Below are 16,945 nucleotides of genomic sequence, written 5' to 3'. Positions count from 1 at the left end.
GCGTTTAAGAAACCTTCTGCGCAGGTCCCTGTCCCGGACAGTCCTGACCGACTCTTTGGGGACCTGCCCCGGCGCAAGCATCCCAGCTTGTATGACCATTAAGGACAGGTCCTTCGCACATATGCGTCCAAGGCCCTGACCGCTCCGGACGTCGCATTTCAGCTCCCAACCGGGAGTGGGAAGACCCTTGTTGGACTCCTGCTAGCCGAATGGCGGCGCAGGAAGTATGGGGAGCGCGTAGTTTATCTTTGCCCCACAAAGCAGCTCGTGAATCAAGTTGCCGATGAAGCCGCAGAGAAATATGGGTTGTCTGTTCAAGCTTTTACTGGACAGGTGAGCACTTATGCGCCCCCCTCGAAATCCGCCTACCTGGATGTGAGGAAGATCGCGGTAACTACCTATAGCAGCTTGTTTAACTCCAATCCATTTTTTAACAATCCCGACGTTATTCTTGTCGACGACGCGCATGCGTCAGAGAACTATATCGCAAGCCAATGGACAGTCCGGATCTGCAAGCTTGGCGAAGACGAGCACCTATTCAATGCCGTCGCCGGCGTACTCAGGGGTATATTGAATGACACAAGCTATTCTCGCCTGATTGGGAAGGGGGATGGTTTTGAGGACGCGACATGGGTTGACAAGATTCCAAGCCAGACCCTCGCTTCCATTGCCCCGGAGCTACAGGCTGTCGTCTCGGAAAACATAGGTAATAGCAATCAGCGCTTTGCTTGGAGAATGGTTTCGGAGCACTTGGCAGCGTGTCAGCTCTTCGTTGGGAACTTAGAGGTGATGCTCCGGCCATTGATCCCTCCGACTTGGACGCACTCGCCGTTTGACAACGCGAAACAACGAATATTCATGTCCGCCACCTTGGGGCAAGGAGGGGATCTGGAGCGTCTCACCGGCCGCCCTAACGTCACTCGCCTGCCGATTCCAGAAGGATGGGACCGGCAGGGCATTGGTCGCCGATTCTTCATATTCCCCGAAAGATCTTTGAAAGAAGATGATACCGTAAAGTTACGCCGGGACCTGATGAGAAAAGCCGGTCGTAGTCTTGTTTTGACCCCAACCAAGAATTCCGCTGATATGATTAAAAGCGATGTAGAGGCTTCGCTCGGATTTAACGTATCTCTGGCGGATGAACTCGAGAATAGTCGAGAGTGTTTCGTTGGTAAGGAGCAGGCGGTTGCGGTGGTGGCCAATCGCTATGACGGAATAGATTTCCCGAACGACGACTGTCGACTGTTGTTTGTTGAGGGACTGCCGAGAGCCATGAATCTCCAAGAGCGCTTCCTTATGAGTAGAATGGGGGCAAACCTTCTGTTTAATGATCGAGTTCAGACTCGGGTCCTTCAGGCGGTCGGGAGGTGTACGCGTGGTCTGAACGATTATTCGGCAGTAGTGGTGACCGGAGAGGACCTGGCAGGTTATCTGACGGATCGACGCAAGCGGAAGCATTTCCATCCTGAGTTGCAAGCAGAGCTGGAGTTCGGGGTTGAGCAATCCAGTGAGATTGATGTGGAAGAGATTTTAGATAATTTCCGAATATTTCTTGAGCATGAGGCGGATTGGGAAATAGCCAACGAGAGCATTCTAAAGGCAAGGAGTAACGCCGCGCAGGAACCGTTTCCGGCAATGGACGAGTTGGCATCGGTTGTGAAACAAGAGATCGAGTGGCAGAAAGCGATGTGGGCTCACGACTATTCGAGAGCTTTTGACGCCGCCAGAGAGGTTTTGGGTGGTATGGCTAGTTCAGAGCTGCGGGGTTATCGGGCCCTTTGGCATTACCTGGCGGGGAGTGCGGCATCGCTTTCATCCGTAGAAGAATATGGCGAATTGGATGGGCAGGCCCGAGAGCACTTCATGAAAGCAAAAGAAGCCGCGTCGGGTATTCCTTGGCTTGTTGCGCTGGCTCATAACCGTGATGAACGTCCTACGGTAGAAGACCAAGAGAAGACGACTTGTATGCTTCAAGTAGAGCAATTAGAGGCATATTTGCAGAAACAAGGGACGCTTCACAATCGGAAATTCTCAGCAAGGGAGAGGGAGATCCGAAAGGGGCTCCAGGGAGGCAAAGAGTTCGAGCGGGCTCAGGTACTGCTAGGTGAGCATCTTGGGTTTGAGGCGGATAAGAGGGAGAGTGATGCTTCCCCTGATCCGTGGTGGAAAGCGGGGGATGTGGTTATTGTGTTCGAAGATCACGCGAATGCTAATAGCACGGCCGTGATTGATGCGACGAAGGCGCGTCAGGCCGCTTCCCATGTGGAATGGATCCGAGACCACGTAGTTGGGGCAGCCGACGCGCGGGTTATCCAGTCTGTTCTTGTAACCCCTGCGACGAAGGCGAGGCCGGGAGCGATGCATTCACTTGGGTCTGTGGCGTATTGGGGATTGGACGAATTTAGGGAGTGGGCAGAAGAGTGCTTGAAGACGGTCAGGGAACTACGGCGCAGTTTCCAGGAACCAGGGGATTTGGCTTGGAGGGCGCTTGCGATAGAGGCTCTCAAGTCTGTCATGGCAGATGGTCCAGGATTGATCGGTTGGCTTGAGAATAGGCCGGCGCGCGACTATTTGATCGAAACTCCGTAGCTCTGCGCGGTTGGTGGAGAGTAGGCGTTTGGCATAAAAACGGAGCGCGTTGTCGGATCTGACACAATGGGAGCCGCAGATTGGGGTTTGGACTGGGGTATCCGGGTTGGGCGCAGCTTATCGACCGTGCCTTTCAGGTACGGTGTATCGCGTCGTCAGTAGCGAATATAAGTAAAGGATGTATGAATGGCGGACAGCAAGGAAGCACAGTTCCAGCAGGACATCATCGACGCGATGACCGCCGACGGCTGGCTCACCGGTCCGGCCAGCGGGTATGACGCCGCGAACGCGCTCTATACCGAGGATCTGGTCGGCTATCTGCAAGAGGCCTGGCCGGAGCATTGGGAAAAGTTCGCCGCGAAGAATGCACAGGATCCGCAACGGGCCCTGGTGCGTGCGGTGACCCGCGAGCTGGATCGCCGCGGGACGTTGGACGTGCTCCGCCATGGGGTCAAGGACCGGGGCTCGAAGCTGGATCTGTGCAGCTTCAAGCCCGACCACGGCATGAACCCCGAGTCCCAGGCCCGCTACGGCGCCAACCGCCTGCGCGTGGTGCCGGAAGTCTCGTACTCGCCGCATGCGCGCAGCGGGGAGTACAACCCGCGGCTGGATCTGGTGCTGTTCGTCAACGGCATCCCCACCGCCACGCTGGAGCTGAAAAGCGAGTTCAAGCAGTCGGTCGAGAATGCCAAGCGCCAGTACCGGCGCGACCGCCCGGTAAAAGACCCAGTCACGCGCAAGCCCGAGCCGCTGCTCACCCCCAAGCGCGGTGCATTGGTGCACTTCGCGGTCAGCCAGAACGAGGTGGCGATGGCGACCCGCCTGGCCGGCAAGGACACGGTTTTCCTGCCCTTCAACCAGGGCACCGAGGACGGCGGCGCCGGCAACCCCGCGCCCCCGAACCCGGACAGCTACGCCACCGGCTACCTGTGGCAGCAGGTGTTCCAGCCGGATGCCTGGCTCAAGATCATCGGCCGCTTCCTGCACCTGGAGGACAAACCGGAGGAAGACTTTCACGGAAAACGGCGCAAGAAAGAGTTGCTGGTTTTTCCGCGCTTCCATCAGTGGGAGGTGGTGAACCGCCTGATCGGGGCCACGCGGGAGGAAGGTGCCGGCCAGCGTTACCTGATCCAGCACAGCGCGGGTTCCGGCAAGTCCAACTCGATCGCCTGGATCGCGCACCAGCTCGCCTCGCTGTACGACGAGGCGGGCGGCAAGCTGTTCAACTCCGTGGTGGTGGTCACCGACCGCACGGTGCTGGACAGCCAGCTCCAGGACACCATCTACCAGTTCGAACACGCGCACGGTGTGGTGCGGCCGATCACCCGCGACGTTGGTAACCAGAGCAAGTCGGAGCAACTGGCCGAGGCGCTGGCCGAGCAGACGCGCATCATCATCGTGACGATCCAGACCTTCCCGGCGCTGTTCGACGCGCTGGATAAGCGCCCGGAGCTGTCCGCCGGGCGCTACGCGGTGATCGCCGACGAGGCGCATTCCTCACAGACCGGCTCCTCCGCCACCAAGCTCAAGGCCATCCTGGGCACCGACAAGCCGGAGGGTGAAGAGATCAGCGCCGAAGAGCTGATGGATGCGGCCGTCGCCTCGCGCAAGCCGACCGAGCGCATCAGCTACTACGCCTTCACCGCCACGCCCAAGGCGAAGACCCTGGAGCTGTTCGGCCGTCCGCCGGATCCGGACCTGCCGGCTTCGGCCGAGAACAAGCCCGAGCCGTTCCATCTGTACTCCATGCGACAGGCGATCGAGGAAGGCTTCATCCTCGATGTGCTGAAGAACTACACCACCTATTCGACCGCCTGGAAGCTGGCTCACCCCCATGGCGACGACGAAGAGGTGGAGTCGCGCAAGGCCTCGACCAAGATCGCCCGTTGGGTGCGGCTGCACCCGTACAACATCAGCCAGAAGGTGGAGGTGATCGTCGAGCACTTCCGCGCCAACGTGCGCCACCTGCTGGACGGCCAGGCCAAGGCGATGGTGGTGACGGGCAGTCGACAGGAGGCGGTGCGCTACGCCCTGGCGATGCGCGAGTACATCCAGGACAAGGGCTATGACGACGTGCACGCACTGGTGGCCTTCTCTGGCTCCGTGCTGCCGGACGAGGTGATCCCCGAGGAGGTGAACGAGCACAGCTCGCTGCTGAACCCGGGCCTGAAGGGGCGCGATCTGGCCGACGCGTTCAAGACCGCCGAGTACAACGTGATGATCGTGGCCAACAAGTTCCAGACCGGGTTCGACCAGCCCAAGCTCTGCGCCATGTACGTGGACAAGAAGCTGCAGGGCGTGGAATGCGTGCAGACCCTCTCCCGCCTGAACCGCACCTTCTCGGGCAAGGAGGACACGTTCGTCCTCGATTTCTTCAACGACGCCGAAGACATCCTCGAAGCCTTCCGCCCGTACTACAACAAGGCCGAGCTCGCCGACGTCTCCGACCCGAACGTGGTCTACGACCTGCAGCATAGCCTGGACGCCTCAGGCATCTACCACTGGGACGAGGTCGAGAACTTCGCCCGCGCATTCTTCAATCCCAAGGTCAACGCAAGCCAGCTCAGCTACTACTGCCAGCCGGCAAAGGAACGCTACACCACCCGCTACAAGGCCGTGCTGGAACAGATCCAGACCTGGAAGGCCGCCTACGCCCAAGCCGAGCGCAATGGCGACAAGCCCGGCCTACACCGAGCCGAGCAGGAGCTGAAGGACGCCCACACCACCCGCGACGAGCTGGACCTGTTCCGCAAGAACCTCCAGAGCTTCGTGCGCAGCTACGAGTTCCTCTCGCAGATCGTCGACTTCGAAGACCGCGAGCTGGAACAGCTCAACGTGTACGCCCACGAACTGTACCCACTCCTGCGCCCCGAAAACCTGGAAGAAGACGCAATCGACGTCTCCGAACTGGAGTTGACCCACTACCGCCTGAACAAGCGCGCCGAACACCAACTGAACCTCGGAGAAGAGGGTGAGGACTACGACGGCCTCAAGCCCGTCTCCGACGTCGGCTCCGGCAAGCCCCACGACCCGGAGAAGAAACGCCTCTCCGAGATCATCGACCAGCTCAACGACCTCTTCGGCGCCGAAGTCAGCGACGAAGACAAGCTCCAGTTCTACAATGGCATCGCCGACCGCATTCGCCGCGACGACGCCGTCATGGCCCAGGTCGAGAACCACAGCCCCGACCAGGTGATGCACGGCCTCTTCCCCAAGCGCGTCACCGACACCGTCCTCGACGCCATGACCGACCACGAAAAACTCTCCATGCAGGTCCTGGACGACCCCGAACGCCAACGCGACTTCGCCCTGCTGATCCTGCGCCTGCTGACCGCCGGGGCAGGCGACCAACGCCCCACCCCCACAAGGCCCGCTCAATGAAACGTCCCAGGGCATTGGCGCACGCCCCGCCACCCCGGGGGCCGAACCGCACCACGCCGCAATCCGGCCTTTCGGTCCGCCAAGCGTGCTCCCATCCGCGCGTTGGCAACCGAACGGTATGGCGCGCCTTGCTTGCGGGATATCACGGCCATGTCGGTGTTATCCAGAATCTGTATAGCGCCAATATCTCAGATTCTGTCTAATACACTGTTACACGTTTTGGATGAAGTATGAGTTTTGAAAAAGAGTTTGACGAGTTGCAAAGACTCTTTGCTAAGAAAGATTTATTGACTGAGCCAAGGCGGTCGTCTGGGAATGGCTTCATGGAAATCCTCTTGGCAGAGAGAAAAAACATGAAGATAAAAATTTACCAAGAAAACGGGCATCATCTACCACATATCCATATTGACTATGGAAGACAGCACCATGCCGCCAGCTATGCCATAGAGTCAGGTGAGCGAATTGAGGGAAGCTTATCTAAGAAATACGATAGCGACGTCTCAGGTTGGCTAGATCGGAATCGAGAGAAGGTGCTAGAAATCTGGAACTCGTTGCAATCCGGTGTACCACATGAACAGCTATTGGCGGAGCTGGCAGGTGACGTGTAACAAGTCAATTAACTTCGCGCCTACGGCGCCGGACACGCTAGCGCGCGTCGGTTATTGAGGCGTTAGCCACACAGTGCAACCCATGCAAGAACCCACCACTCCTGATATAGCGGCTTCATTCGAATTCCACAGGCGACATCCTGAGATTTCTATAGATCAATACGTCAAGGCAAAAGCACTGGAGCTTGCTGAGTCAATTCAGGGCTTGGAGAAGATATATCTCGATAAATGCTTTTGGGTGCAGCTTCGTGATGCCCACATGGGTCGGTCAAAAAATCAGGCTGTCGATGAGTTGCTCGGAAAGATAAGAAGCGCTGTAAGGAGCGGAAAAGTTCTCTGTCCGATTAGTGAGGCCGTGTTTCTAGAGTTACTAAAACAGCAAGATCTAACAACTCGGCAAGCCACAGCAGAGCTGATTGATGAATTTAGTCAAGGCACAACGCTGGTTCCGTACGAACAACGGGTCGCACAGGAGTTGGTTGGTGTCATTTCCGTGCCGACACCCAACGGTCCTCAGTATCACGAGCCCAAAGACTTGGTGTGGTCGAAGCTCAGCTATGTGTTGGGCGTAGTGCACCCTTCAGAGACAGCCTTTCCTCCGGAAGAGGAACTCGTCGTTCAAAAGTCATTTTTTGACCATATGTGGCAGATTCCATTGGTTGAAGTGCTTTCCTATCTGGAGGACGGAGGTGATTTTCCACCAGAGAAATTCGGTGAAACGGCAGGCAACCTGAATGAGCTAAATCGAAATCATCAACATGAGGTGAAGAACTTCAAGCAGGTCTATCTTGACGAAATCCGCGGTGCGATGAGTCTTTTCATGCATGTGCCCCGCATGTGGTCGGAAAATGAATATGAGAGGGTATCGGGCGTTTCGGCTGCGTGCTCGGACCATGAAAGGCAGGAGCGCGAACAGAAATGGCATACAGTATTCGGAAACTTAGTTACAAAGAGGTCCGTGGCACTGAGATTGCCAAGTCTGCATGTTTCTGCTCTATGTCATGCTGCGGTTCGCTGGGATAAAGGGAGGAAATTGGTAGCGAATGATTTCTACGATTTTCAGCATGCGGCAGCCGCAGTTGGATACTGTAGAGTTTTTATGACGGAGAAACCGTTAAGGTCGCTTCTTCAGCAAAAGCATCTCCAATTGGCGAATGATTATCCATGTGTAATCATTGCTGACATCAATGAAGCCGTAGAATGGGTGGGGGAGCGAGTTGGTGGCTAACGAGTGCATCCACGGCGACCCAAAAACCGCTACGCGGTTTTCGGTCGCGTGATGCTTGGTGTTGGCCGGAACGCGGACTTACGGAGAGTATGAATGGATGATCTCGGAGCACCGAACGACTCGCTAAATCAGAGCCCAAATGCCAGTCTGCTGTTCTCACCTAAGCATTTCCTGAAAATGCGGCGGCCTGAGCGATTTTCAGATACGGTGTCCAGCGCCGTGCCAGCGTTGGACCGCGCGATGCTTGAGTATCATCTCAGTACGCTGACAAACCGTAACGAAGAACTGCTATTCGAAGAGTTTTCCAAGGCACTGCTCCAAAGGACGGTGTGCCCAAATCTACTGCCGCATACAGGCCCCAGTGGAGGCGGCGACAGCAAAGTTGACTCCGAAACCTATCCGGTGGCTCCGTTACTCGCGTTGTCCTGGTATGTGGGGAAGCCTGATAAAGCGTCTACGGAACGCTGGGCGTTCGCTTTTAGTGCCAAAGAGGATTGGCGGCCGAAAGTTCGGTCTGATATTGGCAAGGTTGTTGCGACGCAACGCGGATACTCGAAGGCGTTCTTTGTAAGTAACCAGTTCATTCGCGATAAAGTCCGGGCCGAAGTCGAAGACGCTCTCGCGAGGGAGCATGGTATCGATGTCCGAATTTTCGACCGCACATGGATTCTGGATCAGGTCTTTGATAACAAGCTTGAGTTGATTGCCATTGATCGGCTCCAGATTAAGACTGAACTCCGGCAACAGGAGCGCAAGGGCCCACGCGATACGGAGCGCCAACAGGAATTCGATTCGGTAGAGAGGGAGATCAGCGCGGCGATCCAAGAGGGGCGTCAATCACTCGCTCTGGTTGACAATGGCCTCCTGTCAGCCGACTTGGCTAGATGCATGGAGCGACCCCGTCAAGATGTCGAGGGTTTGTACGCGAGAGCCGAGCGTCTGGCGAATGAATACGGCACCGCACACCAGCAGTTGCTCTGCGCCTACGAGCACGCCTGGACATCGTACTGGTGGTACGAGGACTACAACTCCTTCCTTCAGCAATACGATGAGGTTGAGCGCCGAGCGCATGGGAGTCAGAACCCGTACGAGTTGGAACTCTGGTCCAATCTTTTCTCGTGCCTTAACGTGATCGCTCAATCGCAGGCCTTCGCAGATCAAGTTGACACGAAGCCGCGAGCGAAGCTGTTGCTTGAATCGCTTCTGACGGTTGCACAGCAAGATGACCGCCCCAGTGCAGCCCTCCACGCGCAGAGTCTGGCTGTTCTGGTGCAACTGCTCACAGCGAAGCCGGGTGAGCATGATGATCTGCTTGGCCGCCTGGCGGATGTTGTGGAGAAGGCAGAGGGGCTGATCGGATATCCGTTTGAACCACTTTCGAAGATCGTGACTGAACTTGGTGCCATATTCGGCGAGCTTCCGGGATACCAGAGATTGTTCGAAGAGACTGTCGCGGCCTCCACGCGGCGGGCAGGTGACGTATCTGGAGCTCGCATGATGGTGCCACGGGGCACGCAGCAGTTGGATTCTGGGCATGCGTATGACGCCATCCGCATGTTTGGGCGAGTCATGGGAAAACTGTTCAAGCACGAGAGTCGAGAGGACGCGGTTCATGCGCTATACCTCTGCTCACATGCCTATGAACGGGTGGGATTGCTATGGGCAGCGCGAGGAACGGCTGTCGCAGCCGCAAGCATCGCCACAAATGACTACTGGACCTACGAAAGCCTTACACCCCAACAGGCGGCCTGCTACAACCGCATCAAGTGGATGGAACTTCGGCTTGGGCGATTGGGCCCAATGCTTGCGTGGCATGAGGTTGATCACCTGATTCGCGGAGTGCTGAACGATCGCGGATGCACGATCAAGTGGGTGACACAGGACGACATGTTCGATCCGATTGCGGGGATGCTGCTGCTCAAGGCCAATCTGGAAACGCTTCGTGCCCTGACTCAACTACCTGAAGTACTCGACTCCACGGGGCTTCCTATGGCTGCGGTCGCATTGCTGTTCGCGCTTGGTCACGAGGATGAGGTGCCGTCAGCGCTAATAGGAGAAGAAGCTGACGAAGAAGACAGACGCAATTTTTTCAGAATGTGGCGAGACCAACCCGCAAAGGGTGATCTTCCGCCGGCACCCAAGATTGACCTCGCGCAGACCATTCGATTGGAATCCTCCGTTGCGGGATGCAGCATCGATGTGACCTGTCGGAACGAGTCCCCCTTCATTGAGCTTGGCGAATCATTGTTGGCATGCCTAGAGGCACTGCTGGCAACCGCCATGAGTGACCGCATCATCGCTCGTGAGCCGTCAGTCAAGGTTAAGATCAAGGCAGGGGAGTTTGCCGAGTCACCATTTACATTTAATGCTGGAGATGTAGATGGTCGGCCGTCTGTCGAAATCCGATGTCGTCCGTTCTCGCCTCACAAGCTAAGCATTGATGAGCAAACGAAGCTCAAGGACCGCCTATTCGAAGTGGTCGCCCATATCCTCGCCAGAGCATTTCTGCTTCAGAATGCGGAGGCGCTGTTGACCAGACTCTTTCGTGACGATCTGGCGCCTCAACGAGCCCTCGACTTCACCACGTCCTTTGTCGTGGTGGGCAACGTGCTGGGACACGACGCCAAGACGAACTTGGACCAGAGGATCGATCCGAAGGCCACGAACTACCCGCTGCTTCGGACGGAAGTGTGGGACAAGGTGGATCGACATGCGAGTCCGCCCGAGCAGAATATGACAGACTTGAAGCCAGCTCCCGCCGACAGCGAGGTACCGCCGGAAGTGGGTGATCTGGATCATGTGTCACACCGCGAAATTCGGACCGTATCTCTGATCCGAGAGGCGATCTGGAATGAGGCCGAATGGCGGGGAGTGGTGTTTGCCACCGCCCCCGATCCTTCAGTGCCTCCGATCCTTGCACTGCTATTCGAGAACGCCGATGCCGGCCTAAAGATATTCAGGGGATGGCACGACGAACTTGGCGACGTCGATGAAGGTGATAGGCTACGTATAGCGATACTTCGCAATATCCGTCGAGACAAACCGCACTGGTATCGCATCGTGATCGGGAGTGATCCAGCGTCCGACTTGGTCGCAGATGGGGTGAAGAACATCATGATTGTGTCACGCATTCACACGATGACTCCTGATTCAAGCGAGAATCTGGAGCGTTTCATTGCCGCTTACGAGAAGGCCGGAAAGTACATTCTTAGCCAGGCGAAGCTGAACAGAGGCCAGATTCATTGGGCGGCAAAAAACGAGATTGAAAAGAAGCGAATCGTCATCAGAGAAGCGTGGGAGGTTGGGCCGCACGATCCCGACAGTGTGGGGATAAGGTTGGACGACGATCCGATAATCCCTCAAGGCGTTGAAGACCCGCCGGTGGTGAGAACGCTCGAACGGATCAGGCAAGCTCGATGATCTACAGCTATACGGGCCAACAACAGCATGCAGCGGACGGCACTACGCGCCGCCGCTGATGCTGGGCGTAGGGCGGCTCGGAACCTATACCGTTTGTGCCCTTTGGCTCGACTTATCGAAATCCCTTTTCGGGTAAGCCCCTTGCCCTTCTTCATGCCATTCCCTTCCCGAGCCTTTCCCTTTTGCCCTACGCGTCGTTCGACCAGCCGGTGTAGCCGCGTCGCATCTTGGCGGCAGCCCTTTGGGTGAGCGTCGCCTCTGCCTGGTCCGCGGTGCTGTTCGTGCAGGAGTTGGTTGAGGTGTCGGGAGCTACCTAGGCCACTGCGAGTTGTGGACAGAATTAGCACACTGAAGTCCTGCGCACTTCCCCCCAACTCACCGTAGATGCGTTGGACGGTTTGGTCGAGGGCGGTCTCCTGGCATTCAACGAACGAGACCCCTATCCCGCGGCCGGCATATTCGGAGAACTCCGGGATTGTGTGCATTCCGATAGCAAAGGCGGCACGCGGGATCCCGCTAGTCTCAGACCATTGCTGGAGCACAGTCAGTTCGGATTGCGGAATGGCAGGGTTGTCGGCGAGCGAATGGAGCACGAGTCCCGGCCCGGTGGGTGGCAAGAGGCTGGGGTCGCCGACCAGGACGAGGCGCATTCCTGGGGTCATATATCGTATGAGACGATAGAAGAGAATGGTGTCGACCGTGGACATCTCGTTGACGACGACCACCGTGCCGGGGCTGAGGGGGGGCGCTTTCAAGCGATGCTAGGAACGCGGTAATGGTGGATGCCGGGCGCCCAGTAGCTTCGGACATGCGCTGTGCGGCGTTGCCGGTAAGAGCGATCTGGTGGATGACCGGTCGCTCCTGAATGGTCTCCAGTACATCGTAAAGGGTCTTGAGAACGGTGGCCTTGCCCGTGCCAGTTCCGCCACGGAGCAGACTAAGATGAGCTTGCGCGCTGCAAAGCACCGCTTGCCGCTGTTCTGGAGATAGCCTGAATCCTTCTGCGCGCTCGTGGCGGGTAATGGCGGATTCAACGGCTTCTTGGTCAGGCCTTGCGTGGAGTGACGACGTTCCACCTTCCGGTGTCTCGCCACCCAAGATATCCAGCAGCCGTTCGGCGATCTCGCGCTCCATGAGTTCCATGCCGACGGATTGATATAGGTCGCCAGTCTCGTAGTACTGTGTGCTTTTGCCGATCTTCATTGCCTCGTCGACCAGTACAGGATTACGAAGCAGTGTCTTCAGGCGGGCCTTGATATCGTTCCTCGGAAGGCAGGTGTGGCCGTGCTTAAGGCCCCGGTAAAGTGCTTCCTCGACGCCTGCTTCCAGCCGGCGCGGATCGTCCTCCGAAATATTGAAGCGCTCCCGCGACAAGCGATCCACCCATTTCCACTGGGCTTCGAAAGCGAGCAGAGAGTACGGGTTGGCCTCCACCTTTGCTCGCGCCTCATGGCGGTAGATATCAACGACCTTTCTTGCGATTGGAGGAGGGGTGCCGATCTGACGCAGCCAAACCAGGCTTTCGCCGAGACGGTACTGCTCGAAGGCGTAGCAGATGAGACCAGCCGCTTCTGCGCTCAGCACCGAAGTCAGTGCGCCGAGATCTCGTTGTGCGATCAGGTCGATCAGTCGGTTCCCATAATGATCGAAAAGTCGCTGAGCCTTGACGACTCCAATCCCACGGCAGGCACTGCTTTGCGTGATCCAAGCGACGATGTTATCGCTAGAAGGCGGTACCAGCTCCGCGTGAGCGGCTTCAATTTGCCACTCACGCTGTTGGTTAACACCCAGCGTGCCGCGAACTGCCCATATCTGTCCGACATCCGGAAAGCTGCTGTCTGGGATTAATGCCCAGCTACACCGAGCCACATACAGACTCTCTGCGGAGGTCCGGCCGGATACGATGACCCCGCCGCGCCGGCCGCGGCTACGCACCGCTGAGATGGTGATCTCGACGGCCACCTCTTTTCCAGCGGTCTCTTGGCTCATGGGCGCACCAACCTGCCGGTTTGTGCCAGGTGCTCACCGATGCGCTGGTACCGCTCGAGCTGTTCGTTCAGATCCCGGACACGATCGCGGAGCGCAGCGTTTTGTTCCTCGAGGATCTGGATGCGCTGCTCGGTTTGACGGTCGACTCCGGCGGTCCTCTTCTTGATTGAGCCGATTCGGCTGGCCACGGTCGAAGCCGTTCCGGCTTCGACGGAAGAAAGGACACCGTCACACCGTAACTCTGCCTCCAGTCCTTCTAGGGCGGATTTCACGGCCGGGTTCTGTCGTAGGACGCTCTTGGCAAAGTTGCACGCTTTGGCCATCTCCGTTCGGTTCAGTTGACCCCGCCGGACGAATTGATCCCAGTCCCCCTTGGCTCGGCGTTCTTCGACCCATCGGTTAAAGGTGTCGACATTGGTCTTGGCTAATTCACGTCCGCTCGCCACCTTCAGTCTCCGTCCCTGTATCTGACCCATAACCTTACCGCCAGGGCATATGGCCTGGCGCCGCCGGAAGGATCTTTCCAGCCCTTCCACGGTTGAGGGAGGGGAGCCGGGATTCTGCTCGTGGCCTACGTCCCTGTTGCCGTTTTCGACCGTGGTGCTTTTCACTGGCGGCCGACCATCGCTATCGGGGTCTTCCCGGCGGTCCGCAGCGCCTGCGTATTCCGGATTTTGAAAAATCTCCGTCAGGAGAACCTAATATGCAATAGGTGCATATTGGGTCTCGCTCAAAGCGAGGGGGTGCTGCTGGGATTGACGACAACCAGCAACGGTGCTGTAATAGCGCCGCTCTAAGGGTAGGTGTGGGTGCTAGTCACTCACTCACTCACTAACCCTTCGGCCCTTTGTCCGGCTTACCCGATATAAGGGTTCGAGTCCTGCCGGGCGCGCCAGGGCCGCCCTTCGCGCAAGTAGCTGTACAGTGACACGGTGGTGACCGTAGCTCAGTTGGTAGAGTCCCGGATTGTGACTCCGGTTGTCGTGGGTTCGAGTCCCATCGGTCACCCCACCCCCTTTTTTGTTCCGGGGGCCGTTAGCTCAATTGGTAGAGCAGTGGACTCTTAATCCATTGGTTGTAGGTTCGATTCCTACACGGCCCACCATTTTCTTTCCCGCTTTTCCCGATTGATCTCAAATAGCGCCGCAGGCGTGTAGCGGATCCCTTTGCCGTTTTCGGTGTGGCGAAGGATGGGGCGGCATATCTCCAGTTCTTTCACCTTCCGTTCAGATGCGCGGGCGTAGTCTGTTTGCGTGTTCGTGTATCAGTGCGGTTTGTGCCGTCGGGAGGCTGGAAAGATGACAGGCAGAATTTTAATGATCCTGATGCTGGCGGGTTTGGTGGCCCTCCTGGCGGGGTGCCAGACGGTGAGCAAGCAGCAGACCGGGGCCCTGATCGGGGGTGCGGCCGGCGGTGTCATCGGCAGTCAGATCGGCGGCGGGCGCGGGCGTACTGCGGCGATTATTGCCGGGACCCTGGCGGGTGCGGCGGTTGGCGGTTCGGTGGGACGGAGCATGGATGACGTGGACCGGATGCGCGTGTCGCGTACGCTGGAGACGGTCCCGGATCGCCAGAGCTCGACCTGGCGCAACCCGAATACCGGGCATCAGTACCACGCTACACCGACCCGGACCTACCGCTCCTCGGGGCAGGACTGCCGCGAGTACCAGGTGCAGGCCGCCATGGACGGCTACCCCGAAACGATTAACGGCACGGCCTGCCGTGATGCCAGCGGGCGCTGGGTGGATGTTTAGAGAGAGCCCCAGTGCCCCGGGCGACTTGTCCCGAGACGGGTCACCCGGAAGACGGCCATAAAAAAAAGCCCCGCATGAGCGGGGCTTTCTCGTTCCGGGGTTGCCCCCGGAAGGGGGCGCGAACCGATCAGGACCTGCGGTACATGTCCTCGGTGGTCGGGACGTAGCCGAGGTTGTCCTCGCCGATGCCCTTGACCTTCGGTTCGTTGAGGTCGCTGATGCGCACATTGCCGTCCTGGCTGCGCAGGTAGTCGGCGACGCCGTCCCAGATGTCGACCCCGACACCGCCGGGCACGCTCTGCTGCACGCTGGCCCAGCCGGCGACGACGTATTCCTTGTCGGCGTCCAGCTTCTTGCCGTCCAGTTCCATTTCGGAGATCCGGTTGCCGGCACTGGCGCTCGGGTCGATGGCGTACTTCAGGCCGCCGACACGGACCATGTCGCCACCCTGCTGGTAGAACGGGTCGGCGTTGTACAGGTTGTCGGCCACGTCTTCCAGGATGTCCTTGATCTGGGCCCCGGTAAAGGCGTTGCGGGTCATCTCCGGGTAGGTGAGACCGGTCTGGTCCATCACATGCTCGAATGTGATCGGCATGCCCGGCAACACGGTGGTGCCCCAGCGGAAGCCCGGGGAGAACGAGATCTGCGCATCGTTGTATTCAATCAGGCCATCGCAGATCAGCTGGTCGAAGGTGCCGTTGAAGTTGCCGCGGCGGAACAGCAGGTCCTCGGTGACGGCCAGTTCCTCGGACAGCTTCTCCTCCATGTTGAAGGTCTCGCCCTTCCAGGTGACCTCGCTGTTGCGCATGTTGTGGATGTAGGTCGCCATTGCCGGGTCTTCCGGCAGCATCTCGGCGAACACCGGCACCAGGCGGTATTCCCAGTCCTTGATTGCGCCGTCCCGGAAATCGAAGTCCAGCACGCCGACGAACTTGGCGTTGGAGCCGGCATTGGTGACCAGGCAGGTTCCGCCGTCGGGGCGCTCGATTGGCATCGGCTGCGGCACGGCGTCATGGGTATGGCCGCCCATGATGGCGTCCAGGCCCTCGACCATGCCGGCCATCTTGATGTCCACGTCCATGCCGTTGTGCGACAGGGCAACGACGATCTCGGCGCCTTCGGCACGCGCGTCGTTGACGGTCTCCTGCATGTCGTCCGGACGGATGCCGAAGGACCACTGCTCGACCATCCAGCGCGGGTTGGCGATCGGGGTGTAGGGGAAGGCCTGGCCCACCACCGCCACGTTCACGCCGTTCATCTCGCGGATCACGTAGGGCTTGAAGATGCGGTCACCCCAGTCCACGTCGCGCACGTTCTGGGCGACGAAGTCGATGCCGGCATCGGCGAAGTCGCCGTTCACGACCTCTTCCACGCGGTCGGCGCCGTAGGTGAATTCCCAGTGACCGGTCATGACGTCGATGCCCAGCAGTTTCTGTGCATCGACCATGTCCTGCGCGTTGGTCCACAGCGCGGAGCCGGAGCCGCCGCCCCAGGTGTCGCCGCCGTCCAGCAGGAGGGCGTTGGGTCGCGAGTCACGCAGCTTGTTGATCAGCGTCTTCAGATGCGCAAAGCCGCCTACGCGACCGTACTGTTCGGCCGCTTCCATAAAGTTCAGGTTGGTATAGGCGTGGGCGTAGATGCTGTCGCGTTCGATGTCGTAATGCTTGAGGAAGTGCTCGCTCACGATGTGCGGCGGACGGTTACGCATGTCCGCCACGCCGAGGTTGACGTTTGGCTCGCGGAAGTACACCGGCTTCAGCTGGGCGTGGCAGTCGGTGTAGTGCAGTAGGTGCACATTGCCGAAGCGATCCAGGGTGTCGTAGGGATCACCCGCAGTGCCGCCCTTGTTGTTGCTGCAGGCGGCGGTGCCCAGGGGGAAACCGGCGGCGCTGGCGGCGGCCAGTAACTGCATGAATTCTCGGCGTGAGATGTGCATGAGGAGTTCTACCTCTCTTGTCCGGGTGTATTGGTGGTGG

Annotated in this window: 8 protein-coding genes, 2 tRNA genes and 1 pseudogene; 8 read left to right on the top strand and 3 right to left on the bottom strand. The window is 58.4% G+C overall.

From position 1 onward, the window contains the following. The first annotated feature begins 135 nt into the window (after nt 1-135). From TVD_RS10725 to TVD_RS10710, 5 genes are all read left to right on the top strand, one after another. Entirely contained in the window at nt 136-2,589 is a 2,454-nt protein-coding gene (locus TVD_RS10725; protein ID WP_240472312.1) for a DEAD/DEAH box helicase, read from the top strand. Between the two features lie 186 nt (nt 2,590-2,775). Further along, nucleotides 2,776-5,970 (top strand): type I restriction endonuclease subunit R, encoded by a 3,195-nt coding sequence (locus TVD_RS10720; RefSeq protein WP_047251587.1) that lies wholly within the window; start codon nt 2,776-2,778, stop codon nt 5,968-5,970. Nucleotides 5,971-6,200: 230 nt separating this feature from the next. After that, nucleotides 6,201-6,578 (top strand): DUF4160 domain-containing protein, encoded by a 378-nt coding sequence (locus tag TVD_RS14395; RefSeq protein ID WP_082119121.1) that lies wholly within the window; start codon nt 6,201-6,203, stop codon nt 6,576-6,578. An 82-nt stretch (nt 6,579-6,660) separates the two neighbouring features. Further along, nucleotides 6,661-7,806: a hypothetical protein gene (locus tag TVD_RS14625; RefSeq protein WP_156167546.1), complete on the top strand. Its 1,146-nt coding sequence runs from the start codon at nt 6,661-6,663 to the stop codon at nt 7,804-7,806. A 93-nt stretch (nt 7,807-7,899) separates the two neighbouring features. Further along, nucleotides 7,900-11,226 (top strand): hypothetical protein, encoded by a 3,327-nt coding sequence (locus TVD_RS10710; RefSeq protein ID WP_047251585.1) that lies wholly within the window; start codon nt 7,900-7,902, stop codon nt 11,224-11,226. Here the strand turns inward: TVD_RS10710 and TVD_RS14390 are convergent. Together TVD_RS14390 and TVD_RS10695 are read right to left on the bottom strand one after the other, a co-directional pair. Further along, nucleotides 11,166-13,215 (bottom strand): annotated as a pseudogene (locus TVD_RS14390) (ATP-dependent DNA helicase). The gene TVD_RS10710 and the pseudogene TVD_RS14390 overlap by 61 nt on opposite strands. Further along, complete coding sequence (locus TVD_RS10695) at nt 13,212-13,661, bottom strand: VPA1267 family protein (protein ID WP_047251582.1); 450 nt, start codon at nt 13,659-13,661, stop codon at nt 13,212-13,214. The pseudogene TVD_RS14390 and the gene TVD_RS10695 overlap by 4 nt, the downstream one beginning before the upstream one ends. 489 nt (nt 13,662-14,150) lie before the next feature. Between TVD_RS10695 and TVD_RS10690 the strand changes: the two genes are divergently transcribed. The 3 genes from TVD_RS10690 to TVD_RS10680 all read left to right on the top strand — a co-directional run bounded on the left by TVD_RS10690 (nt 14,151) and on the right by TVD_RS10680 (nt 14,969). Then, nucleotides 14,151-14,226, top strand: a tRNA-His gene (locus TVD_RS10690). An 18-nt stretch (nt 14,227-14,244) separates the two neighbouring features. Further along, nucleotides 14,245-14,320, top strand: a tRNA-Lys gene (locus tag TVD_RS10685). 193 nt (nt 14,321-14,513) lie between these two features. Further along, nucleotides 14,514-14,969, top strand: coding sequence for an RT0821/Lpp0805 family surface protein (locus tag TVD_RS10680; RefSeq protein ID WP_047251581.1), 456 nt, complete (start codon nt 14,514-14,516; stop codon nt 14,967-14,969). Between the two features lie 127 nt (nt 14,970-15,096). Here the strand turns inward: TVD_RS10680 and soxB are convergent, their stop codons facing one another. Then, entirely contained in the window at nt 15,097-16,905 is a 1,809-nt protein-coding gene (soxB, locus tag TVD_RS10675; protein ID WP_019568063.1) for a thiosulfohydrolase SoxB, read from the bottom strand. Nucleotides 16,906-16,945 lie beyond the last annotated feature (40 nt).

Origin of the sequence: Thioalkalivibrio versutus, from assembly GCF_001020955.1 — a bacterium.
Taxonomy (GTDB): domain Bacteria; phylum Pseudomonadota; class Gammaproteobacteria; order Ectothiorhodospirales; family Ectothiorhodospiraceae; genus Thioalkalivibrio; species Thioalkalivibrio versutus.
Note: the sequence above shows the minus strand (reverse complement) of the source record. Positions and strands in the feature narration are given on the sequence as shown.

What these genes read in the sequence shown, in the direction of transcription:
- TVD_RS10720 (WP_047251587.1), top strand. Translation starts at nt 2,776, where the DNA reads ATGGCGGACAGCAAGGAAGCACAGTTCCAGCAGGACATCATCGACGCG.
- TVD_RS10680 (WP_047251581.1), top strand. Translation starts at nt 14,514, where the DNA reads ATGACAGGCAGAATTTTAATGATCCTGATGCTGGCGGGTTTGGTGGCC.
- TVD_RS14625 (WP_156167546.1), top strand. Translation starts at nt 6,661, where the DNA reads ATGCAAGAACCCACCACTCCTGATATAGCGGCTTCATTCGAATTCCAC.
- TVD_RS14395 (WP_082119121.1), top strand. Translation starts at nt 6,201, where the DNA reads ATGAGTTTTGAAAAAGAGTTTGACGAGTTGCAAAGACTCTTTGCTAAG.
- soxB (WP_019568063.1), bottom strand. Translation starts at nt 16,905, where the DNA reads ATGCACATCTCACGCCGAGAATTCATGCAGTTACTGGCCGCCGCCAGC.
- TVD_RS10710 (WP_047251585.1), top strand. Translation starts at nt 7,900, where the DNA reads ATGGATGATCTCGGAGCACCGAACGACTCGCTAAATCAGAGCCCAAAT.